Source organism: Gelidibacter gilvus, assembly GCF_004115975.1.
Taxonomy (GTDB): domain Bacteria; phylum Bacteroidota; class Bacteroidia; order Flavobacteriales; family Flavobacteriaceae; genus Gelidibacter; species Gelidibacter gilvus.
In genome coordinates, this window is sequence record NZ_SDDZ01000015.1 from 18,674 (window position 1) to 43,694 (window position 25,021).

The window sequence follows — 25,021 nt, forward strand, 5'->3', positions numbered from 1 at the left end:
CTAAATTTGTCACTCTAATGGTTTGGATAACCGCATCCAAAATGTTGGTATTTATAAAGTTTCCTCCCAATGATAAAAACACGAATCGGACATAAGAATGACATTCCCGGCATTCTCTTACTTCAGGAAAAATATTTATATAAAAATTTAAATGATCTTGAACGGCAAAAGGGATTTGTGACCACGCCCTTTACAATTCCCCAAATTGAAGACATCATTCTACAAAACGGCATTTTTATCGCCGAGAATGAAAACGATGAGATTGTCGCCTATGCCTTTGCGGGAAGTTGGACGTATTTTGAGCAATGGGAAATTTTCAATTATATGGTCTCTCGCTTTCCGAAATTATCGTTTCATGGAACGCCCATTACAACCGAAAATAGTTTTCAATATGGCCCGGTGTGTATTGATGAAAAATATAGAGGAAAAGGACTATTGAACCAACTTTTTGAAGAAATGAGAATTGAATTTTTAAAGAAATATCCCATTTCAATTACCTTCATAAATAAAATCAATGTCATTTCTGAAAAGGCACACACCAAGAAATTGGGCTGGAAAAAAATAGATGAATTCGAATTTAATAACAATACTTATATTGGATTGGTATTCGATATGAAAAATTCAGTATTGAAATAATCTTGTTTCGATATAAAATCGTAAGTTATAACGCAACCAAATCATAGCAATCTGAATGTTTAAACATCAAGGAAAAAAGAGAACAGTACAGCACAATCTTCGGATTGCTATCGTCCTATCTTTTGTTGCCGGAATTGTAAACGTTTCAGGCATTTTGGCATTCAACGAATTGACCACAAACGTCACAGGTCATTTTGCACTATTTATAAGGGATGTTGCAGATTTCAAAGTTTGGAAGGGAACCATTTATTTTCTTTATATTTTCTCATTCCTCTTTGGCTCATTTTCATCAAACATTCTCATAGAAACTTTTAAAGAAAACAAAAAATTAAATGTTTTCGTGATACCAACACTCATTGAATGTGTGATTTTATCTGGAGTGGCCATCATGAGCAATACCTCACAATTCAATCCTGAACTTATGGTGTGCTTGTTGTTATTTGCTATGGGCTTACAGAACTCGTTCGTCACCAAACTTTCAAATGCCGTTGTGAGAACAACGCATCTTACAGGATTGTTCACGGATTTAGGCATTGAGCTTTCACATTTATTTTTTCCAAAAACCCACCCCAACAGAAAAGAAATAAAATCGACCATAAAACTCCGATTGTACATCATTGCCTTCTTCTTCCTTGGTGGATTATCCGCAGGATTTTTTTACTCAACACTTGAACTGAAATTAAACACACTTCTTCTAGGAGTAGCCATCTTATTATTAAGTCTCTATTATGACGATATGAGATTGAAATTCATTAAAGTAAAACGACGACAAAGGCGGATGCGAAAATACTCCAACATCATCCGTAAGCGCGCAAGACTCAATTTCTACCGTAAGAAACCCTAATTTTTGATCTTATTAAATTCAATAAGTATTTTTATTTCTTTAGTAGCAGTAACTGATCAGTACCTAATTCTCTATTAAGAGTAGAAGTCTAAAACCAAAACTTAACCACAAAAACACAAAGAAAAATCGCAAGAAACGCAAGGTTTTAAAAAGCAACTGCTTTTAGACTTTGCACGTAATAATTGATACTGATGTGTTATCAGCAGATATTTCTGCACAACTTAAGAAAAATAAATAAAAAATATGTTTGATAAGAATCGCATTCATCGTAATATTGCAATGAAGTATTCTAACAAATTATGGGACTATCCAAAACAGAAATATTTACCGACCAGCAAAACGAAATTGCACGTTTCGCCAAAGCCTTTGGTCATCCTGCCAGGGTCGCGATCTTACAACACCTCTTCAAAATTGAAACCTGTGTTTGCGGCGATTTGGTCAATGAGATTGGTCTTGCACAACCCACCATTTCACAACATCTGAAAGAGTTGAAAAATCTGGGTTTAATTCAGGGAAGTATTGAAGGCACTCGGGTTTGCTACTGCATAGACCCAAAAAATTGGATTAAAATGAAACGCATTATGTCCGAATTTTTAGATCAAGACATTTCTATAAAGGAAGAATGCTGCTAAAATCACTGATTATATAATCATTATAAAAAATTCATCACCATGAAAAAGGAACAAGAATTAAAAGACCTCGTCAAAGAACGTTACACGCGAATTGCCGAGCAAGGAAAAGCGGAAAATGCCGCCTCATGTTGTGGCGCTACTACGCCTTCCAACAAGATTTACAATATTATGATGGACGACTATTCTGAAACTGAGGGCTACAACGAAGCTGCCGATTTAGGTTTAGGATGTGGCCTTCCAACACAGTTTGCAAAAATCAAGAAAGGTGATACGGTGATCGATTTAGGATCGGGAGCTGGAAACGATTGTTTTGTTGCCCGACATGAAACTGGCGCAGAAGGTAAGGTCATAGGTATCGACTTCACCCCAATCATGATAGAAAAAGCACGTGCCAATGCCGAAAAATTAGGTTACAATAACGTGGAATTTAGAGAAGGCGATATTGACGCCATGCCCGTAGGCGATACTGTTGCCGATGTGATTGTCAGTAATTGTGTGCTCAACCTTGTGCCAGATAAGCAAAAAGTGATTGGAGAAATCCACAGGGTCTTAAAACCAGGAGGTCACTTTAGTATCTCAGATATTGTCTTGGTAGGCAATCTCCCTGATGCATTAAAAGAAGATGCTGAAATGTATGCGGGCTGTGTTGCAGGCGCCATTCAAAAATCGGACTACCTGCAATTGATCACAGACAGAGGTTTTCAAAACGTCACCATCCAAAAAGAAAAACCGATTACGATTCCTGATGATATCCTTTCGAAATATCTTTCACCGGATGAAATAAACAACTTTAATAAGGACGCCACAGGGATTTTCAGTATTACTGTTTACGCTGAAAAAGAAGGCAAAACTACGGAAAAGCCGAAATTGATCCTCTCTGAGATTTCAGAAGGTCTATCTTGCTCGCCGGATACGGGCTGTTGCTAATTAAAAACAATCAAATTGCTCGGGTGACTAAAAATCATGTCTGATCTTAATAATGTATTTTTTTGATGCCTGAGCAATTTTCTTTTTTACTACCTTCGTTTCTATGAATACACTCGATATTCGCACCGTTGATGTGGTACAATATGTTACTCCATTACGCGAAGGCGGCTCACTTCCTGCAATTGTAAAAGCTAACGATGGATTTATGTATGTGCTTAAATTCAGAGGTGCCGGACAGGGCAAAAAAGCACTTATTGCTGAATTTATTGGTGGTGAATTTGCCCGAGCCATTGGCTTAAAAGTCCCAGAAGTAGTTTTTATGAACCTCGACGATTCTTTCAGCAAAACTGAACCTGATGAAGAAATCCAGGATTTATTAAAGTTTAGCGTTGGCCTCAATCTTGGTCTGCACTTTTTATCTGGAGCCATTACTTTTGACCCTTTGGTGAATCAAATAGATGGTCTTCTTGCTTCAAAATTAGTATTATTGGACAGTATCATCAGTAATATTGACCGGACGCCAAAAAACCCAAATCTGCTAATTTGGAACAAAGAACTTTGGATCATTGACAACGGTGCCAGTTTTTATTTCCATCACAATTGGTCCACCTGGGAGAACCATCTCACCCGTTCCTTTCCACTGATCAAAGATCACGTATTATTGGCTCAGGCCACACAATTACCTGCAGCAGCAAAGAGTATAGAATTGTCTCTTCTTCCTGAAAAAATCGTGGACATTATAGCAAACATTCCCGAAGATTGGTTGATTAATGAAGGTGATACGCTCTCTCCAGATGAGATGCGAGCTGCTTATATCCTTTATCTTACTACCAAACTTTCAATGATTGATGTATTAGCAAAAGAAGCTCAAGATGCAAGATAAAGTGACTTACGAATATGCCATTATCAGGATTGTTCCCAAAGTAGAGCGGGGAGAATTCTTTAACGTTGGCGTGCTTCTTTTTTCTAAACGAAAACACTTTTTGGGGATCAAATATAAAATCGACAAAAAGAAATTGGAAGCATTTTCGGAGGATTTGGATCTCACCATGTTGAACGATCACTTAAAAGCTTGGGAAGAGGTTTGCAAAGGAAACCCGAAAGGAGGCTGCATTGGCGACTTTGAAGTATCAGATAGATTCAGATGGTTGGCGGCTTCAAGAAGCACCATCATTCAAAGTTCCAAAACACATTCAGGATTGTGTACAGATCCACAAGAGGAATTGGAAGGCTTGTTTAAGGCGTTTGTTTTATAAATGGCATTTATATCAACGGTCTTCAGAATTTTAAAAACGTGTGCTATGAAAAACACAATTACATTATTAGCTCTCATTTTATTATTTGCTTCTTGTGAAAAAGAAAATAAAAAGACCAATAACGATCGTTTTGAACTAAACGTCATTGCAAAAAATTTTCCTGACAGTACTAAAGTAGTTCTTTACAATAGAGAGATTGACAAAAATATAGATTCTACTTATGTCATAAATGAACGTTTTAAGCTTTCTGGAAAAGTGGATTTACCCTCACTTTCTTACTTATTTTTTTATGATGGTGAAAATAAACCAATAGAACACTATAAATACTTATTTGTAGAAAACAAAGCCATTTCAATTGTCGGAGAATATTCAGATTTTTTTAATGCCCAAGTAAAAGGTTCAGATCAAACGAGATTACTGGATGAATATCATTCTCTATCTCAAAATAACGATAGCACCACAATAGCTTCCAAGCAACTTGAATTTCTGTATTCAAATGCAAATAATCAAATGGCATTAAATGAATTGTTGTACAAGAAAAAACAAATTTCAAAAGACAGCTTATTTTTGTTTTACAAAAAATTAGACGCCATGAATTCAAATTCACCAAAAGGGCAAGAACTATTGGCTTATTCAAAAACCATCAGCCTTAAAATTGGCGATCAGTTTAGAGATATTACAGGAAATGACTTTAAAGGCGTTGAACATAAATTATCTAATTATTATGGTAAAATCATTCTCTTAAATTTTCTGGAGCCCAGAATGTCCTTATTCCAGTCAACAAAATGAAAAAGAGTTTCCAACTTTAATTGAAAAATACAATCCTGAAGATTTTATCATCATCAGTTATTTTATTGACGAAGAAAAAAAGATTGGGAAAAACTGGTTGAGAAAGAGCATGCCAATTGGTTGGATATTTCAGATTTAAAAGGATTGAAAGGCGAAAACCTCATGAAATATGAAGTTACAGGATCACCAATGAATTTTTTAATTGACAAAAACGGCATTGTAGTCTTATACACCGATGGGTATTTTGAAGGACAAAACAAGATTGAAAAGGCAATTGATGAGCTTATGCAGTAAGTCCATAGTCAAACACATTTATTTGAGTAAATTATACTTTTCAAATTTTAAATTCTTTTTCCATGTCAAATCACACTTATAAACTCGTTCTACTTTTCGTCATTTCTCTCTTTACTTTGATGAGCTGCAAGAATCCTTCAGCCGAAAAAAAAGCAGCTAATGTTGAAACTCCAAAACATATCTTATTAAAAGAACAGCCCAAAGATGTTCCGACACCCTACGGCATGGTTTGGGTAGAAGGAAAAACCTTTGTACAAGGTGCCAAGCAAGCCGATCAGTTTGCCATGCCTAGAGAAAAGCCTGCACATGAAGTTACGGTAGATGGTTTTTTTATTGATGTCACAGAAGTGACGAATAAACAATACAAAGCATTTGTGGATGCCACCAATTATATCACAGTAGCAGAACGCCCAATTGATTGGGAAGTCATGAAAAAAGATGTCCCAGAAGGGACACCTAAGCCAGCCGACAGCGCTCTGCAACCTGGAAGTTTGATCTTTAACAAGAACTTAAATGCTGTGGCCAATATGAACAACTATGCGCAATGGTGGGTCTGGGAAACTGGCGCCAATTGGAAACATCCTGAAGGCCCAAATAGTACTATTGCGGGCAAAGATGATTATCCTGTAGTCCATATGGCCTATGAAGACGCTATTGCGTATTGCAAATGGGCCAACCGACGCCTACCAACTGAGGCCGAATGGGAATCTGCAGCACAAGGTACAGAGACAAAGGAAATATACACTTGGGGCAATGACCCTTCACAATTGAATGCATCGGCAAACACATGGCAAGGAACGTTTCCTGTGAAAAATGAAAGTACGGATGGGTTTGCGTTAATCGCACCAGTTAAATCTTATCCTCCCAATAGTATTGGACTTTATGATATGCTCGGAAACGTTTGGGAATTAACTAACGATTGGTTTAATGTCGATGCTTATAGACAATTGGACACTTCAAAACCCTTGATCAATCCAAAAGGTGCAGACCACACGTATACTCCTGGTAATCCTTATGCAAAAGAGCACGTGATTAAAGGCGGCTCTTTTTTATGCCATGCCTCGTATTGTGCAAGTTTCAGGATCTCTGCGCGGATGGGTACCAGTTGGGATTCTGGCTCTGACCATTCTGGATTTAGAACGGTCGCGACGGTGGCGATGTTGAAGGAGTAAATCGTAAATCACCAATCGCACATCCTAAATCTCATATGTCCTAAAATGAAAAAGGATCGCGACTTACATTCGTAAGCCGCAATCCCTTAATATATTTTTGATTCTTCCGAAGAAGTTCCTTTATTTCTTTTCTGACAATTCACGGGTCAACCATCCTCTTCTACTTGCTGTTGCAATAGCGTAAGGAGTAATCCAAAACAAGCCGAAGGTGTAAAGCACACTGTAAGAATACGCCCAAAATGACTCTGTAAAACTATAACGTTTTGCATAAAACAATACTGGGAAACTTGAAAGAATCAAGATACTTGCAAAAGTTGACGTTATAAATAATATTGGGTGCATCAAAATGAAAAACAACATAAACACTAAAAACGGATAGCTCATAATTATTTTTGAAGATTGACTGATAAATAACAATCGCGTCCCCAATTTTGAACCTTCTCTAAAATTCGTGAATACGTATTTAGACATCTGAATATTCTCACGTACATTACTTCTCCCCCATCTGATAAACATTTTGTACAGACCTTTGTATTGTTCAGGCACATTGGTATAACAGTATGCATTTCTTTGGAAAAGCACATGCTTACCTTGTTTTAAAATCATATTGGTCATGGCACGATCTTCTCCAATATCTGAAGGTTGTCCCATAAAAGTTTGGTTGATCCAATCTTCAAGACAAGCAAAAACTGCCGATCTACGGTATGCTGCCAAAGCTCCTGGAGTACAAAGCACTGAATTCAAAGTACTTTCTGCAGAACGTACAAATTCAAAACTCAAAACAAAACTCACGTTAAGCATTTTAGGCAATAAGGCTCTTTCGTTATTAAGCACTCGAATATTACCAGCTACAGCACCACAGTTCTCATTGACCACAAACGGACTAACAAGGTTTCTAAGCGTATCGGATTTAACTACAGAATCACTATCTACAGTCACAAATACTTCGCCTTTACCTAAGTTAAATCCACGGTATAGTGCATGACGTTTTCCTTTATTTTTTGGTTGCTGATAAATCGATAAACGATCCCCCAACTTCTTTTTTGCTTGTTGCATCCAATACCAAGTATCGTCCTTACTACCATCATCAATCGCCAATATTTCCAATTTGCCTTCTGGGTATTCACTGTCTGCTAAACTCATCAAGGTATCCCAAACTTGCTTCCCTTCATTATATGCAGGAACAATTACTGTACACGTAGGCAACTCTTCATTAGTTACAGACTTAATTGCTTTATATTTATAGTACAGAAAAAGATTATAGATGAAAAAACCCGCCTTAAAAACAAATAATCCAGTGGCTACGGTTAAAAAGATGAGTCCAAAAGTAGAACTCATACGCTCTGCTCTAAATTGTGCAAAATCATTTTGTAAATCAAATACCAAAAATACAGAACCAATCATCAGTATAAAAGTACTGACCAGAACGACTACGCCCCAAGGATTAATCGATTTTGTTGAAGATAAACCATTAAAAAAGGAACCTTTTTTCAAAGTTCCGTTAGATACCTTATCTCCTTTTGAAATTTGCTTTTGATTTAAATTTTTAATTTTTGTGTCCATAGATGATAATCCCGAATTGTTATTTGTTTTAATGATTCGCTTTCATCATAGTATAAGCAACACCTGTGCCATCTCAAAATCCCCTGTATTTAGGGCATATATGGTATTTAAGGGAATCAAAAGTGTGTAACATTTACACGTATTAGGGGATTTTACACAAGTTTTACACAGTTGTATGATGTGAATTAATATTAGTAGTGCAAAGAAGGTGATGAAAGAAGAGATTAGAGAAGGCTGTTTAGTTACTTTATATCACCACACCTTCCCAATTTCAATTAAATACTGGATATTAAAACCTAGTTAGAGATTGTTGGTGGAAAACACCAACGATGGCATAAAATCCCAACAATGGCATATTCATCACCTTTAAATCAAAAAACCTCCCCGATTTCAACTGAATCAGGAAGGTCATTTATATATAGGCACTAAAATACAACACCAATAAAACAGTGGATTTTAGGAACTAATTAAAGATTGTTGGTGAAAAACACCAACAATTGCATAAAAAATTCTTGGTGGAAAACACCGACAATGGCCTAACCACCAACAATGGCATAAATTACTTAATTTTATTTACCATAAAGTACATTGGTCGTACCGCCACCCGCTAAACTCACATCTACAGGTTTATTGGATTTCCAATTCCCACGAGTGAAATCAGGCACATCAATGGATGTCGATCTGTTGGCTACGGACTGCTCACTCAATGGTGAAATGGCACTCCATAAAGCGGCATCATAAACATCCTGATCTAAAGGAAGTCCGTTACGCAAACAATCGATCAATCGCCAATCCATCATAAAATCCATACCGCCATGACCGCCAACCTGTTTTGCCAAATCGCCCACTTTTTGAACAATTTCCGGAGTGTACTTTTCTTCCACAGCTTTAAATTCTTCATCATTCAACCAAGAATGACCTTTACCTATTTTGGCTTCTGGCCATTTTCGGGCAATAGCTTCGGTGCCACTTACCAAGTGGATTCGAGAATAGGGTCTAGGAGAACTGACATCATGCTGAATCATAATGCTGCGGCCATTTTTAGTTTTGATCATGGTGGTGTTCATATTTCCTCTAAAATCGGCATTCACATAAGGCTTAAAGAAATCATCTTTGGCTGCCAAACTTTTAGCCATCGGATTCATTGAAAAATCGGCACTTGAAAGTGAAGTCAAGTAATCCATCTGATCGCCTCTATTGACATTCATAATCTGACAAATTGGTCCTAACCCATGAGTCGCATAGAGATTTCCATCGCGTCCTATATTTTCCTTGAGGCGCCACATGTCCTGAAAAGCGTTTTTATTAAAATTCAAATCGACCAGATCGTGAATATACGCACCTTCACCGTGGATGATATCGCCAAAATAGCCTTGTCTTGCCATATTGAGTGTGAGCAATTCAAAAAAGTCATAACAACAATTTTCGAGCATCATGCAATGCATTTTGGTCTTTTCAGAAGTTTCCACCAATTCCCAACATTCATCAGTCGTTTTGGCCGCAGGCACCTCAACCGCCACATGCCTTCCCGCGTTCATTCCATAAACAGCCATTGGCACATGTAAATCCCATGGCGTTGCGATATAAATTAGATCTAAATCTTCCGTATCAATCATGTCCTTCCACGCATCTTCACTTCCGCTATAAACTTTTGGGTTGTGTGCTGTGCCATCCAGTAATTTCTTGGCACTTTCGGCTTGCTTAGGTCTCAAATCACATAATGCCTTTATTTCGACACCCTCAATATAACTTATGCGTTGTACTGCAGATGGTCCTCGCATGCCCAAGCCAATAAAACCAATTTTAACCGTCTCTATTTTAGGTGCGGCATATCCAGACATATTAAATCGGGAGGTGCCAAAATTAGGTGGTGAAACAATTCCTGACGTCGTACCACAACTGACCAAACCTCCAGTGGCAATCCCAAGTCCTGCAAGTCCACTTAATTTTAAAAAATTCCTTCTGTTATTTTTATTGCTCATTGTATGTGATATTAGTTTTCCATTATGACTTTACACGCCCTATCCCATTGGAAATGGATTGAATTCTGAAAGATATTCCCTTTTATTAAGTCTTCCAAAGTTGGCAGGCTTAAAAAAGAAAAAGCCTCTAAACTATTTCGATTTAGAGGCTTTCCTGATGAGATTATAATTTATTCCATGTATCATTTAGCATGTTGACATCTGCCAACATCTTGTTCGGATCCATGACAACACGCTGTACTTCTTTTGTTGTTTTCAAAAGATGAGTCCAGCTATTACCTCGCTGCCAAATTTCGACAGGAAGTCTGACATTTTCTGTGGTATCATCCGTATAGATTACCTGAAGTTCTACCGGCATTGGAATTTGCCCATTGTTTTCAACAGTAATAAGATAATTACCTTGATAAGGTTCTACAGAAGCAATGCCCATATCGATATTGCCATTGCCGAAAAACCAACCTTTCCAAAAATAGGACAGATCCTCTCCAGCGACATTTTCCATATGGTTGAAAAAATCGTTTGGTTGTGGGTGTTTGTATGCCCAGTTGCGGATATAGCTTTTAAAGGCCGTATCAAAACGCTCAGGACCCAATATGTATTCACGAAGCATAAAAAGACCTGCTGCTGGTTTGAAATAAGCTGTGTAGCCCAAATTCCGTGCATTGGCCACTTCAGGAGACGTATCAATACCTTCGCGGTTTTCAAAAGTGAGGTATCTCACCAAGCTCCGAGGTTGATCTGTAGAAGACGGGTATTCATTATTGTTGAAAGCTATTGTACTGTAATGGTTGATAAAGGTATTAAAACCTTCGTCCATCCATGGGTAACGACGTTCGTTGCTACCAACAATCATCGGAAACCAATTGTGGCCAAATTCGTGGTCCGTAACGCCCCATAAATCTTCACCAATGCTTTGATAATGGCAGAAACTCACGCCTGGATATTCCATGCCGCCCACACTTGCAGCAACATTTATGGCATTATGATAAGGATAAGGATAATAGGTGTTTGAGTAAAACTCTACAGATGCTTTAGTGTATTCGGTTGAACGGGTCCAAGCATGAGTGCCATCACTTTCCTTAGGATATACAGATTGTGCCATTCCGGTTTTGCCTTCACCAAGATTCATACGAGCGGCATCCCAAATAAATGATTTTGACGAAGCCCACGCCACGTCGCGTGTGTTTTCCATTTTAAAATGCCAGGTCAATGTGCCATTCGCTTTAGCTTGTGATGTTGGCTTTCCTACTTCATCTGGTTTGATAATGTAAACGGTTTTATCGCTTTTTGCGGCTTCTGCAAAACGCTCTTGTTGGGTTTTGGTAAGCACTTCTTTCGGATTTTGTAAAATTCCAGAACAGACCACGGTTTGATCTGCTGCCGCTGTTATTTTTACGTCGAAAGTTCCATATTCACAATAAAATTCACCAGCACCCAAATAAGGTTCTGTATTCCAACCTACCACATCATCAAATACGGCCACACGAGGATACCATTGCGCAATGGCGTAAACGGTCCCAACTTCAGTTTCCAGTCGGCCCATACGGTCCATGCCTTCAACAGGAACCTTGAATTTAAAATTCATGGTGATGGTCGCATTTCCACCTTTGGCAGCTAACGGCTTATCCAAAAAAAGCTGCATTCTGGTATCGGTAATAATATGCTTTGAAGAGGTACCGGTTTCTGTTTTTGCCGAAATATTAGACAACTCAAATCCGCCTTCAACATCACCACTGTAACGACTTCCAAGAACTGAGGTGGTCAATGTTCCGCGAGAATTTTCGGTAAAACGATTCTGCTCCAAATAAATCCAAATAAAATCTAAAGTTTCGGGACTGTTATTGGTGTAATGGATGGTGACATTTCCAGAAACCATGTGGTTTTTTTCGTCCAAGGCCACTTCCAAATTATAATTGGCGGCATTTTGCCAATATTCTGGACCGGGTTTTCCTGAAGCCGTTCTGTAGACATTCCCTTGACGGTAAGTAAAATCGTCGAATAAATGTTGATTGCCATAATTTGCTTCTTGCGCAAGGATTGAAAGCGGAAGAAGGAAAGCAAACAGCCCTAAGATGCTGCTTTTAAAGTACGTCATAATTGAAGATTTTTAATTAAAATAAGATTGCGAAGATACTAATTTGAGAGGATGTATTCATACCGTTAGATTTTTTAAGAGAAGATATTACTATGATTTACACCAATATCACACACATTGAGAAACCTATCAAAGTTTTGCAATCTTGAAAACACAATCAACTGATTAATCAAGCAACACAAATTAGTCCTCTTCCTATTTGTTATAGTTCCCAACCGATAGTGGTTCGAAAAACATAATCATCGTAAGACGCACCTTCTACGGGCTTGTTATCATAATTATAATTAAAGCCCAACTTCACAAATAAATCCAGTGGCAAATCATATTTTAGATCTATTTTAAAATCGGTTCTTATCCGTTTTTTCTCTGTTAAACTCGGATATACCGTCACACCCGAAATCAAGCTCAAATCGTTAAAATCAAATAGATTAACTTCCAACGCCGCGAAAGCCTCTCCACTATTTCTGTTATCATCTAGGGTATCCGTATAGTCTTCAATATTATAGGCAACACCCAAAGCGCCCGCAAGGAACATTTGATTACTATGGATAAAGTACTTACCAAAACCCAATTTATTGGTCAAACGCATCTTTAACTTCTGCTCGCTATTGGACAGATACTCCGATTGGAAAATCAAAAACTTGTCACGATTTAAAAAATAGTTAAAGGACAGTTCACCGTAGGTGCGTTGGATTTCCTCAACGTTATCCTGATTACTTCTCACTGCGTTAAATGTGGTGCCAATACTGTAGAAGTCGGAAGTGTAGCCTAAAGTGGCATCCAAAGTAAGTTGGCTTAGGTTGCTGGCTTTTGATAAATTAAATCCAAATGCCATGGTCGCATTTAAACGCGAAACGAAATCATCTTTAACTGGTTTGATGAAAACAACATTATTGATGCCAATGGCATCACCATTTAAAGCAAGGGTATCATTTTCAGTGTTTAGACCTTCAACTTTATACCGATTGCCCTCCGTTGAGGTGACCAGAAAACTTTCGGCGCTTGTTATCGATTTGACATTTTTCCATTTCACTTTGAAATCGCTGCTACTGTAGGGTGTTTTTACAATCAAAACGCCGCGATCCATTTTTTTGATCTCTCCCACAATCCGATCGCCATTAGTCAGCACTAAAGTATCGTTTTGAGATACCACACCTAGTGAGATAAGAAAGCCAGCGAAGAGAAGTAGAAATTTAAAGTTCATTTTAGGTGATATGTTTCAAATGGCAAATATAATCCTATCTGAAGAAAATAAGACAATCATCTCTGTTTTTGAAAACATATAGACGATGGACGATAGTGCTACTATGGTTTTTACAACTAAACTATTAAGACCTAAAGTGCAATTCCAGCCCGACAGTCATTCTGGCGTAGATTTTTAAAACAAACTAAAAGTCTTTTGCATTCGTGAAATAGATAGCGAAATATTTTCTCACAATTTTCAAGAAAGAATCTTTGAAATTCGTTTCAAAATTTTTAGAAGATCAATAAAATGATTTCTGCTGACAGTTTGATCCTTTTTCAATTATGAACCTTAGAACATGATTAATGACTTTCAACCATAATGATTTGGTTCAATATGAATGAGTATTTCCCCTAAATTCGGCAGCTTTTCATGTAAATAATCTTTGAGTTGATGCGATATTTCATGTCCTACTTTAACGGGGATTTCCCCATCCACAATGGCATGTAAATCCACGTGAAATTTCATACCTGATTTTCGCACCATACATTTCTCAGTTCCCAAAACTCCAGGCACTTCAATAGAACGCGCTCTGATTTCCAAGATAAGATCATCGTAAAGTTGCTCGTCCATAATTTCACCCAATGCGGGTCTGAAAATCAAATAGCTATTGTATAAAATAAAAACCGATGCAAATAAGGCCGCCCAGTCATCGGCATTCTCATAACCTTCTCCAAATATGATGGCGATTGTAATTCCAATAAACGCCATGATAGAAGTTATGGCATCACTCCGATGGTGCCAAGCTTCAGCTTTAAGAGAAGAACTATTGGTTTGCTTACTTTTCCTGATGACAATTTGAAAGGAGATTTCTTTCCAAATAATGATCAATGCCAATACAATTAAAGTCCATCCTTTTGGCGTTTCTTGAGGCGTTTGGATATTTTGAATACTTGTAGTAGCAATTATAGTCGCTGAAATAACCAGAAAAGCAACCACTGCGAACGTAATCAACGGTTCTATTTTTCCATGACCATAAGGATGGTTTTCATCTGCTGGCCGCTTGGCATATTTAAAACCTAATAACACTAAAAAAGAAGCAAAAATATCTGTTGTAGATTCTATCGCATCTGCAATGAGCGCATAAGAGTTCCCGAAAAACCCGGCCAAGCCTTTTATGATGGCCAAACACGTGTTCCCAATAATACTGAAGTAAACAGTTCGTATGGCGGTTTTTTCGTTGTTCATTTATTTATTAAGGTTACACATCATGCACTATAGACGGATAAGAAAAACGACTATTTTGGATTGCTATATATTTTATGGATAACAAATCTTATAATAAAACCTACCACCAACAATCCAATACCTGAAATTATAACATTTAAAGGTAATGAAATGGACATTGCCAAGCAGCCTATCAAACCAACTATCGGAATTAACTTCCCATACATACGATCTTTTTTAGGCTGTTTAATTGCCGCAATGTTGGTAATACTGTAATAAAGCAAAATCGTAAAAGTGGCTGCCCTTACTATAAATTCAAAGGATCCCAGAAGAGTCAGCAACAAAATTACGATACCTGTTAGCAAGATCCCGATATGCGGAATTCTGTAGCGGCTGTGAACCCTTTGGAAAACTGGAGGCAAATCATGTCTTCTGCCCATGGCCAACATCATCCTACTTATTCCTAAGATTTGACTCAACAACACCCCCAACATCGCCGTGGAAGCACCAATGGTAATTACAGTACTAATAGCAGGGGCAGATAGTGCATCTGCTACAACTTGCAACGGGGAAGTACTGCTTGCCATATGCTCTGTACCTATCACTCCTATGGCTACAATGGAAATAGCGACGTAAAGGACTATTGCGGTTATAATGGTGATAATAATCGCCTTCGGAATCGTTTTCTTGGGTTCTGATACTTCTTCTGCAAGGGTGGCAATTCGTGCATAACCTGTAAAAGCAAAAAACAAAAGTGCGGCAGCTTCTGCAATTCCTGTTATACCGAATGGCGCGAAAGGTTTAAAATTCTCCGCCTTCACTTGAGGAAGCCCGCTAAAAACCAAATATAAAAGTGAAACCAACGTGACTGAAACAATCACAAGATTTAAGATTCCTGCCTTTTTTATGCCGAAATAATTGGCAAGAGTTAAGCCTATGATGGCCAAAACAGAGAAGCTCATTGGCGAGGCGATCGGCACTAGCTGATAAAAATAGCTGCCAAACCCTATTGCCACCACGCCCGCGGCTGCAAGTTTGCTGATGAGAAACATCCAGCCCGCAGAAAAACCAACGGTCGGATTTACCAAAATATAGCCATATTCGTAAGTGCCGCCCGATTCTGGATATATGGCTGCCAATTGCGCAGAACTCAAAGCATTACATGTGGCAATAACTCCAGCGATTAAGAGGCCAATTATAAAGGCAGGACCAGAAACTCCAGCGGCAATTCCCGTGACCACAAAAATCCCTGCCCCGATTATAGCGCCCAAACCAATGCCTACTGCATCGATTAACGTCAGCGATCTAACAAGTCCTTTGTCATTTGGATTTTTCATTCTTTTTGTTTAGTATGAAGGCACCATCAAAAATACACGACAAGGTTTAATGATAAACAATAAACTTCCAACACTATTATATATTAGTTGATTTCATCCGTGATCTCACCACATCGCAACATACTTGCGCCAAAATACGGATTCAGGATTTCCTTCTCAGTACTCAGCCAAAACGCGCCAAGATCGTCTTTCACCATTGGACAATAATCCACATATACTTTTTGATTGATGCCAAAAGTTTTCACCGCATTTATTAAATGTGCAGAAAGATGGATAAAGTGATCTCTTTGTTCATTGATATCGGATGTTTTGGAAATTGCGAGCGCAGATTGCTGCAGTTCTTTATCCAACAACATCCAATGGCTATGTCCTGGCTCCTCTTTAACTAACTTCATATCCACTTTTTGAAGACTTTTAAGTAAATCTCCAGCTGCCTTTTTTGGTGTTTCTGAATTGTCCTTGACCAAAGCTTTCTCGATGACCATATAATCATCAAACACTGCTTTTAGCTGGTCTTGAAACTTAGATGGCACTTCCAACCTTTCAATGCCTGCAAGATGGTCTGTAGGATCCATCTCCGACTGTCCATCGGTGTTCATCATGCTTCTTTTACCTTGAAGCTGTGCGGCAGCGTCCACGGTAAACGTGCCATTAACCACGACTTCTTCGCCGTTGGATAAACCGTCAAGAATGATGTACATGTCGCCGTTCTTTGGTCCTAAATCAACTTCGCGCATTTTAAAAACAGGCTCGTCTGGATTGGTTTTTACATAAACTAAAGATCTATTTCCTGTCCAAAGCACCGCAGTAGCAGGAATACTAATTAGCGATTGTTGGTCTGTGCTTTTAGCGACCTGAACCTTCGATGTCACGAACATTCCGGGTTTTAAAATCCCCTCTTTATTATTCAAGGTTGCTCTAACCGAAACCGTTCGGGATTGGGTGTTCAAACTTGGGTCAATAAAAGATATCGTGGCTTCAAATTCCTTGTTTGGATAGGCATTGGAGGTCACCGATATTTTTTGACCTTCCTTTAACTGTGAAATCTGATTTTCATAAGCGTCAAACATTGCCCATACTGTAGCTAAGTTACTAACTCTTACGATGGGCTGTCCTTGTGTGACATAATCGCCTTCTTCAGTCAGTTTTTCTGAAACCGTACCGGAAACCGTCGCATATATCGGGAAATTCTCTCTAACTTTTCCCGAGGTCTCAATTTGACTGATCTGCTCTTCGGACAGTTTCCACAGTTTCAGTTTGTTGCGCACAGCGTTGTACAATGCAGGTTGGGATGCTTTCATTGATGCTGCGGTCAATAGTTCCTGTTGTGCCGCCACAAGCGCTGGCGCGTAAATTGTAGCCAGCAATTGTCCTTTACGTACATTTTCACCAGTAAAATTGACGTTCAATTTTTCAATTCGCCCTTCAAAATAACTGGCTTGCACTGCATTGGCCTCTTCATTGGGCATAATTTTTCCAGAAAGCACCAAGGCATTTTCTTCTGTTTCCGATGTATTGCCAACCACCATCGTCTGGACATTTGCCAAAGCCATAGCATTATTGGTCATTTTTATTTCGTTCAATGCGAGACCTTCCCCACCTGCATCTGCAGGAATTAAATCCATCCCACAAAGTGGGCAATCTCCTGGTTCGGGTTGCATAATTTGTGGGTGCATGGAGCAGGTCCACATTTGTGCAGCTGCTTCTGAATGCTCATGGGTGTCTGAATTTGTTGACTTGTTTCCAGAATCTCTACCAAACAGTAAAAATCCTACCAACAAACCCACAATCAATGCAACAGCCGTGTAAATGATATTCTTTTTCATTTAATTTATCTTTTTTATTTAGTACTTTCCAAACGTTTAATAATGGCCTTCATTTCGGCTATTTCTTTTTCTTGTGCTTCAATAATATCATCGGCTAATTTTCTTACTTCAGGATCCTTGATATCTGCTCGTGAACTCGTCAAAATAGCGATGGAATGATGCGGAATCATAGCTTTCAACCACAGTAAATCACCAACAATAGGGCTTTGGGCTCTTACCAAGCCAAGTGCTCCAACAAATAGAATGAAGCTACCCAATAGAATAGCAATGTTCTTTTTCCTATTTTGATACATTTTGCGCATAAAAACCCACATAATGACCGCCATGGCTGAAATTCCCAAACAGGTCATATAAAACCGAGTCAGGCTAAAATACACATGGTCTATGGCATAGGTGTTTAAATACATGGTGATATACATTGCCACAAACGATGCAGCAAGCATCAAAATGAAGGTTGTATAGGTATTGTTTTTGGAGTGTTCTTTATTTTTTTCCATAATGATTTGTTTTTAGTTAAATCTTAGCCGCTCTTAATCTCAAGGCATTCCCTATAACAGATACCGAGCTAAAACTCATCGCCAAAGCAGCAATCATTGGCGATAATAAAATCCCGAATACCGGAAACAAAACACCTGCTGCAATCGGCACCCCTAAAGTGTTATAAACAAGGGCAAAAAAGAGGTTTTGCTTGATATTTTTCATCACGGCATGACTTAGCTTTCGAGCTTTAACGATGCCGTGCAAATCGCCTTTCACCAAGGTGATCATTGCGCTTTCAATCGCTACATCTGTACCTGTACCCATAGCAATACCCACGTCGCTTTTTGCCAATGCTGGCGCATCATTGATGCCGTCACCTGCCATGGCAACTACCTTTCCAAGTTTTTGCAGTTTTTCTACTTCCTTGAGTTTGTCTTCTGGCAACATGCTTGCTTTAAAATCTGTTAAGTGAAGCTCTGTAGCCACAGCTTGTGCGGTGTTATGATTATCTCCAGTCAGCATGATGACTTCAATACCTCTTTCTTGAAGTTCTTTAATGGCTTTTGCACTTGTCGGTTTAATTTTATCACCTATCACCACATAGCCTACAACCTTTTTGTCAACGGCTAAATAGGAAACGGTTTTACCTTGTTGCTGAAAGGATTTTGCCTCATTCTCCATTTCTGAATTGATCTTCGCATTGGCATATTCCATCATTTTAGGATTACCTAAAGCTACTTTTTGACTGTTAACAGTCGCTTCAACGCCCTTCCCAGTAACTGCGCTAAAGGCCTCTGATTTGAGAATTTCGGCTTTTTGTTCTTTACCATATTTTACTGTGGCGTCTGCCAACGGATGCTCACTGTTGCTATTTAGTGAAACAATGTATTCCAATACCTTCTTGTCAGGGAATTCAGGATTAAATGAACCTACTTTTTCAACCGTTGGTTTGCCTTCGGTAATGGTTCCAGTTTTATCAATAATTAAAACATCCACTTTATCCATTTTTTCAAGAGCTTCAGCATTCCTGATCAATACACCATTTTGAGCACCTTTTCCAACACCCACCATCACGGACATTGGTGTAGCCAATCCTAAAGCACATGGACAAGCGATAATCAACACCGCAATACCATTGACCAACGCATAAACATACGCTGGTTCCGGACCCCAAATGGCCCAAACTGCAAAAGTAATTACGGATATGATCACTACTACCGGCACAAAATAGCCAGAAACTTTATCGGCTAAATTTTGGATTGGCGCACGACTTCTACTCGCATCATTCACCATCTTAATGATTTGGGACAGTAAGGTATCACTGCCCACTTTTTCCGCCTTCATCAAAAACATTTGATTGCCGTTAATCGTGCCACTGCTGACTTTGTCGTCTTTAGTTTTAGACACAGGTATTGGTTCTCCAGTAATCATCGATTCATCGATACTGGTTTCACCTTCAGTAATGACCCCATCCACAGGAATTTTTTCTCCGGGTTTTACTTTGAGAATATCATTCAACGCAATTTTATCGATGCTGACAATTACCTCTTCACCATCTACCATTTTGACGGCTTTGTTGGGTGCCAATTTCAGTAACTCTTTTACCGCGGAATTGGTCTTGCTATGGGCACGTGCTTCTAAAAGTTGGCCTAAAAGTACCAGTGTTAGAATAACGGTTGCGGCTTCAAAATAGACGTGAACCGCACCAGAATCCGATCTGAACTGATCAGGAAAAACATTCGGAAAAAACAGCGCTACCAGACTGAATAACCAAGCAACTCCAGCACCAATACCTATAAGTGTGAACATATTGAGGTTCCATGTTTTGATGCTTCTATAAGCACGTTCAAAGAACATCCAAGTGGCATAAAACACTACGGGAACGGAAAGTGCAAATTGAACCCAATTCCAACTTTGCTGGGCCATAATATCGTACAATGGATTCGTAGTGAGCATTTCGCTCATCGCAATGATGAAGATTGGCAACGTAAACGCCATGGCAATCCAAAACTTCTTCAATAATTTTTTATAGGTTTTTTCCTCGGATGAAAGATCGGGTTCCATCGGGACTAAATCCATTCCGCAGATTGGGCAGGAACCTGCTTCATCTTGTACAATTTCCGGATGCATCGGACAAGTCCACTGTTCTGAAGCTATAGCTGATAAATTTTGCTCTTCGACCAAATCCATCCCACAAACCGGACAATCCCCTGGTTTATCGTAGGTTTTGTCGCCTTCACAATGCATTGGGCAATAAAAGACGCCCGTACCAACACCTTTTGGAAGTTTTTCTTTCTTCATTTCGGAGGGATCAGGCGCTTCGCCTACATTATATATACTATAAGTTCCACCATCATCTTTTAAAGCCTTTTGAAACGTTTCGAGCGGGATATGTTTTTCCATTTCAATAGTCGCCGCTTTTTTCTCTAAATTCACGGTGGCACTTGAGACGCCTTCTACATTCGAAAGTGTTTTTTCAACGTGACTTCTGCAACCAGTGCAGGTCATTCCCTCTATGCTGTAAGTGTGTGTCATAATTCCTGCGCCCGCCTGACCAGCAGGCAGGAAGGCAGAAATCTCCTCATTCCTATCTTTCAATTTTGAATCCTCTCCCAAATTATGAATACTATAAGTCCCTCCATCATCCTTTAAAACCTTTTGAAATTTTTCGAGCGGGATATGGTTTTCCATTTCGATGGTCGCTTCTTTTTTCTCCAAATTAACGGTGGCACTGGAGACGCCTTCTATATTGGAAAGTATTTTTTCAACGTGGCTTCTGCAACCAGTGCAGGTCATTCCCTCTATGCTGTAAGTGTGTGTCATAATTCCTGCGGAGGCAGGAATCTCCTCATCCATATCTTTCAATTTGAAATCCTCTCCCAAATTATGAATACTATAAGTCCCTCCATCATCCTTTAAAACCTTTTGAAATTTTTCGAGCGGGATATGGTTTTCCATTTCGATGGTCGCTTCTTTTTTCTCCAAATTAACGGTGGCACTGGAGACGCCTTCTATATTGGAAAGTATTTTTTCAACGTGGCTTCTGCAACCATTGCAGGTCATTCCCTCTATGCTGTATATGTGTGTCATAATTTTAAATTTTAGATTCTTATAGTTCCTATAAATATGAAAAAACCTATGGATTAGAACATTACATTTTCGGATTATCATCCATCCATGTTCAACTTAATTATAAGCTATCCTGAACGCTCTTCATATATTCAATTATACTCTGCTTTTCAACGTCTGATAAAATGGCATCCCTATGAATTAATGTGTAAGTGAAAAGAGGCATCTCATCATCTCTAATTTGGCTCATGATAGATTTTAGTTTACTGTTTTTTCTACGATTTGAATACGCGTCCCATTCACTGAAATTTAATTCTTTTTTCCCTTCCATGATATGATCCTCTAAGAACCAAGCAATGGGTTGAATTCCATTATACCACGGATAAGCTGTATTGTTACTGTGACAATCATAACAGGACACCTGCAATAATTTACCAATAGTTTCTGGGGTATTGTTAACCACTAAAAAATCAGTTTTTGGTACAAGGTCGCTCTGGTTGCGTTTTGTAGGCATAAACTGAATGCCTATAAAGACTACCAATAAAACAAATAATATGACTTTCAGTATTCTCATTAAGTCCCTTGCCTTAAACCTACAGGGACCCCCGCTAAAAAGCGGGGAATACCCTGCATGTTTATTACTTAATTAATTTCTTTTTGTACTTCTCCGCATTTCATCATTTTGCTGCCGAAGTAAGGATTTCTTATCTCCTTTTCCATACTCAACCAAGCACCACCTTCACCATACATTGGGCAAAATTGCTGGTAAAGCGTGTTTGCTGTCCCGGTAATTGCCACCATATCTGTTACATCCTGATTTAACATCTGAAAATGTTCACGTTGGTGGGCCATGTCACTTCTACCAATATGCTCTGCATGCTCTGTTGCTGATTCAATAATTTCTTTTAGCTCTTTTTGCTCTTCAGAAGTATAGCTATCTAATTTAATACTTTTTAATGTGCTTTCAAGTTTCTTTCCAGCATCTGCCGCAGCTTTTTCATCGGTTGCAACTAAAGCGTCTTTTAAAGACATATAATCAGCCAATACTTGTTGAGATTCAGGATTTTGTGCATCAGACGTAGAGGTACTTCCTTGCTCTTGGCTCACTTCAGAGTCCATTGTAGCACTTGATTCTTCCTTCTGACCGTCTTTACAAGACATTGCTGTAAGGCCTACAAAAGCCATTGCGATAATTGTTGTTGTTACTCGTAAATTCTTCATTTTTGATTTTGATTTAAATTAATACTTGATTTTAACTGATTTATAAAGGTTTGTTAGAATCTCACTGACAGTCCACCACCTGCACCAAAACGGTTGTCGTAGCTTGCCATCAATGAAAAGTCTCGTGATAAATAATATTCTATTCCTGCATTCCAGGTAACTTCGTCCGCATAATTATTTCCCATTGAAAGCTTATCAACCCATCCAAAATCGGCTTGGTATTCATATCTTCCAAAAATGGCTGTTCTTGGAAAAATCAATACTTCACGGGTTAAGCTAATTTGTGGTCTCAATTTGCTGTCGATACGGACATCAAGATTGAACAGATACGGTGTTAAAAATCGAATCCCTGCGATTGCTGTGGTCGAAATATCCTCCATACTGTCTGCCATTTCATTTTCAGCTTTCACCCCACCGAACACTCTGAGATAATCGTGTAGATAACGTTCATAGGTCACTTCGGCTTCTAAGTTTTGGTTCCAGCCGTATTCTGCAGAAATATTAAATTGGTTTCGAATATTGGATGCAACAAAATTAAATGACGCCATATGTGAAGCTGCTTCAAGTGTTGACCACGTATAAAACTCGTCTGCCTCCTTAATTAAATGCTTTACTGGATATTTTTCCATTCTTGGATCACGCGGTGTCTCATAGCTTACTACTCGTGCCATTCCGCTCATCATATGATATAATATATGACAATGGAAAAACCAATCACCATGTTCATCGCCATCATTTCCGCTAAACTCTATTGTCACTTCTTGCATCGGTGCAACATTGACCGTATGTTTTAAAGGCGAATATTCTCCGTTTTTATTGATAACCCTAAAAAAATGACCATGCAAGTGCATGGGATGATGCATCATGGTAAGGTTGTTAAAAGTAATCCGGGTGACTTCTTTTCCATTTATTTTTATATGATCTGTCTCGCTTAATGGAACACCGTTCATACTCCAGATGTAACGGTTCATATTTCCAGTGAGGTTCAAAAGGATGTCCTTTACAGGAAGATCTTTATCGCAGGTAGTAGGTTCTGGAGATTTGAGATAATCATAATTGTATTCAGAAAACATGCCCATACCATCCATCCCTGCCTTGCCGGCAGGCAGGTTTGAATGATCCATTTTCATTACATCCATAGTTTCAGTAGAATCTTTTTTCATTACCATTTTTGAATGATCCATCTTTGAATAATCCATGTCTATCACTTCCTTAGATTTAGTTGAGTCAATATTCAATTCAGTACTGCCATGGCTCATTTTTGAGTGATCCATTTTTTCATTCATATCAGAATCTTTAGGCATATTCATATCATCCATTTGCATTCCGTATTCTTTCTTCATTTCATAACGCTCATCTTTTTTTGGACGAAATTTCAAGGCGTGTGCCCCCATTTTCATATCCATATTTGCCATCTCCTGCATCATCTCAATCTTATCGGGTTTTGCTATAACTTCCGCAGGAAGAACTTCTCCTTTTCCAAAGTATGCCGTAGTTATGCCAGAACCATCCTGTGCCATTGCCCGTAACTCAATCTTCCCATGATGGGGAATAGTGATTATAAAATCATAAGTCTCAGCCGTAGCTATAAAGGTTTTACTCTGTAGCAAAGGAACAACGTCCATGCCATCTGCAGCCACCAACATAGGAGCTTCCCCACCAAATGTCATCCAAAATTGTGAAGAAGCGGAGCCATTAATGACTCGTAATCGGACCTTCTCTCCGGGTTTGTAATCGGAGTATTCTACTGATTTCTCTCCATTGACCAAAAATGCAGGATAATAAACATCGGCAATGTCTGCGCCTCCCATCCGTTGTCTCCAGAAATCGAGCTGTGAACCGAAGGCTCCTCGGGCAATAACCTTATTCAAAGGTGTTGCCGTTCCCTTCTTCATTTGATACCACTCGTTCCCGCGTTTGAGATTTTGCATTATGCTGTGCGGATTCTCATTGGTCCAATCAGATAACATGACAATTAAATCATGATCATAGTCCAATATTTTTTCCTTTGGATGGATCAACAAAGAACCAAAAACGCCACTTTGCTCCTGAAGCATGGTGTGGGAGTGGTACCAATACGTACCCGACTGTCTGATGGGAAATTCATATTTAAAAGTTGTACCAGCTTTAATTGGAGGCGTTGTCAAATAAGGTACGCCGTCAAAAAAATTGGGCAATAAAAGACCATGCCAGTGAATTGAGGTTTCAACGCTCATTTCGTTTTTTACATAAATCACCGCATATTCACCTTCCGTAAACTCCAAGGTTGGTCCCGGAATGGATCCATTTACGGTCATTCCCTTAACCTCTTTCCCAGTTTTATTGATCAATTCCTCTTTGATTACCAAAGTGTATTCACGAACCGGAAGATTATCAGGATTACCTTCCACTGTTTGTGCAGTTACTTGTCCACAGCCTATTAAAAGCAATATTGTAAAGAATCTTAGATGGTTCATTGTTATTAGTTTTAAATTATTGGGTAACTGAT

21 protein-coding genes are annotated in these 25,021 nt (G+C 38.8%); 9 read left to right on the forward strand and 12 right to left on the reverse strand.

All coding sequences use genetic code 11. From position 1 onward, the window contains the following. The first annotated feature begins 69 nt into the window (after positions 1–69). From ESZ48_RS16775 to ESZ48_RS16810, 9 genes are all read left to right on the forward strand, one after another. Positions 70–636 carry a GNAT family N-acetyltransferase gene (locus ESZ48_RS16775; RefSeq protein WP_129018658.1) on the forward strand — a complete coding sequence of 189 codons (567 nt, stop codon included), beginning with the start codon at positions 70–72 and terminating at the stop codon, positions 634–636. 55 nt (positions 637–691) lie between these two features. Next, positions 692–1,480, forward strand: coding sequence for a YoaK family protein (locus ESZ48_RS16780; protein WP_129018659.1), 789 nt, complete (start codon positions 692–694; stop codon positions 1,478–1,480). Between the two features lie 299 nt (positions 1,481–1,779). Beyond that, positions 1,780–2,112, forward strand: coding sequence for an ArsR/SmtB family transcription factor (locus ESZ48_RS16785; protein ID WP_129018660.1), 333 nt, complete (start codon positions 1,780–1,782; stop codon positions 2,110–2,112). A gap of 39 nt (positions 2,113–2,151) precedes the next feature. Next, the gene (locus tag ESZ48_RS16790; protein ID WP_129018661.1) at positions 2,152–3,039 is read left to right on the forward strand and encodes an arsenite methyltransferase; all 888 of its coding nucleotides are present in this window, start codon (positions 2,152–2,154) and stop codon (positions 3,037–3,039) included. Positions 3,040–3,142: 103 nt separating this feature from the next. Next, complete coding sequence (locus ESZ48_RS16795) at positions 3,143–3,922, forward strand: HipA family kinase (protein ID WP_129018662.1); 780 nt, start codon at positions 3,143–3,145, stop codon at positions 3,920–3,922. Continuing rightward, the gene (locus ESZ48_RS16800; protein ID WP_129018663.1) at positions 3,912–4,295 is read left to right on the forward strand and encodes a DUF3037 domain-containing protein; all 384 of its coding nucleotides are present in this window, start codon (positions 3,912–3,914) and stop codon (positions 4,293–4,295) included. The genes ESZ48_RS16795 and ESZ48_RS16800 overlap by 11 nt, the downstream gene beginning before the upstream one ends. A 45-nt stretch (positions 4,296–4,340) precedes the next feature. Further along, positions 4,341–5,084 carry a DUF4369 domain-containing protein gene (locus tag ESZ48_RS16805; RefSeq protein ID WP_190246291.1) on the forward strand — a complete coding sequence of 248 codons (744 nt, stop codon included), beginning with the start codon at positions 4,341–4,343 and terminating at the stop codon, positions 5,082–5,084. Between the two features lie 162 nt (positions 5,085–5,246). Continuing rightward, positions 5,247–5,378 (forward strand): hypothetical protein, encoded by a 132-nt coding sequence (locus ESZ48_RS19690; RefSeq protein ID WP_262707997.1) that lies wholly within the window; start codon positions 5,247–5,249, stop codon positions 5,376–5,378. 62 nt (positions 5,379–5,440) lie between these two features. Beyond that, positions 5,441–6,550 (forward strand): formylglycine-generating enzyme family protein, encoded by a 1,110-nt coding sequence (locus ESZ48_RS16810; protein WP_129018665.1) that lies wholly within the window; start codon positions 5,441–5,443, stop codon positions 6,548–6,550. 120 nt (positions 6,551–6,670) lie between these two features. Here ESZ48_RS16810 and ESZ48_RS16815 read toward each other — a convergent pair whose 3' ends face one another. The 12 genes from ESZ48_RS16815 to ESZ48_RS16870 all read right to left on the reverse strand — a co-directional run bounded on the left by ESZ48_RS16815 (position 6,671) and on the right by ESZ48_RS16870 (position 24,989). Then, the gene (locus ESZ48_RS16815; RefSeq protein WP_129018666.1) at positions 6,671–8,113 is read right to left on the reverse strand and encodes a glycosyltransferase; all 1,443 of its coding nucleotides are present in this window, start codon (positions 8,111–8,113) and stop codon (positions 6,671–6,673) included. 569 nt (positions 8,114–8,682) lie between these two features. Then, positions 8,683–10,095 carry a Gfo/Idh/MocA family oxidoreductase gene (locus ESZ48_RS16820; protein WP_129018667.1) on the reverse strand — a complete coding sequence of 471 codons (1,413 nt, stop codon included), beginning with the start codon at positions 10,093–10,095 and terminating at the stop codon, positions 8,683–8,685. Between the two features lie 163 nt (positions 10,096–10,258). Continuing rightward, on the reverse strand, positions 10,259–12,190 hold the full coding sequence (locus ESZ48_RS16825) for a M1 family metallopeptidase (protein WP_129018668.1): 1,932 nt from the start codon (positions 12,188–12,190) through the stop codon (positions 10,259–10,261). 202 nt (positions 12,191–12,392) lie between these two features. Next, positions 12,393–13,394 (reverse strand): DUF481 domain-containing protein, encoded by a 1,002-nt coding sequence (locus ESZ48_RS16830; protein WP_129018669.1) that lies wholly within the window; start codon positions 13,392–13,394, stop codon positions 12,393–12,395. Positions 13,395–13,745: 351 nt separating this feature from the next. Further along, on the reverse strand, positions 13,746–14,621 hold the full coding sequence (locus tag ESZ48_RS16835) for a cation diffusion facilitator family transporter (RefSeq protein ID WP_129018670.1): 876 nt from the start codon (positions 14,619–14,621) through the stop codon (positions 13,746–13,748). A gap of 50 nt (positions 14,622–14,671) precedes the next feature. Next, positions 14,672–15,937, reverse strand: a complete 1,266-nt coding sequence (locus tag ESZ48_RS16840; RefSeq protein WP_129018671.1) for an APC family permease — start codon at positions 15,935–15,937, stop codon at positions 14,672–14,674. A gap of 83 nt (positions 15,938–16,020) precedes the next feature. Next, a complete protein-coding gene (locus tag ESZ48_RS16845; protein WP_129018672.1) occupies positions 16,021–17,763 on the reverse strand; it encodes an efflux RND transporter periplasmic adaptor subunit in 1,743 nt (580 codons plus the stop codon). 14 nt (positions 17,764–17,777) lie between these two features. Then, complete coding sequence (locus ESZ48_RS16850) at positions 17,778–18,260, reverse strand: DUF305 domain-containing protein (RefSeq protein ID WP_129018673.1); 483 nt, start codon at positions 18,258–18,260, stop codon at positions 17,778–17,780. Positions 18,261–18,276: 16 nt separating this feature from the next. Then, the gene (locus tag ESZ48_RS16855) at positions 18,277–21,333 is read right to left on the reverse strand and encodes a heavy metal translocating P-type ATPase (RefSeq protein ID WP_223266490.1); all 3,057 of its coding nucleotides are present in this window, start codon (positions 21,331–21,333) and stop codon (positions 18,277–18,279) included. 100 nt (positions 21,334–21,433) lie between these two features. Next, complete coding sequence (locus ESZ48_RS16860) at positions 21,434–21,886, reverse strand: heme-binding domain-containing protein (protein ID WP_129018674.1); 453 nt, start codon at positions 21,884–21,886, stop codon at positions 21,434–21,436. A gap of 68 nt (positions 21,887–21,954) precedes the next feature. Further along, positions 21,955–22,533 carry a DUF3347 domain-containing protein gene (locus tag ESZ48_RS16865; protein WP_129018675.1) on the reverse strand — a complete coding sequence of 193 codons (579 nt, stop codon included), beginning with the start codon at positions 22,531–22,533 and terminating at the stop codon, positions 21,955–21,957. Positions 22,534–22,586: 53 nt separating this feature from the next. Next, a complete protein-coding gene (locus tag ESZ48_RS16870; protein WP_129018676.1) occupies positions 22,587–24,989 on the reverse strand; it encodes a multicopper oxidase domain-containing protein in 2,403 nt (800 codons plus the stop codon). Positions 24,990–25,021 lie beyond the last annotated feature (32 nt).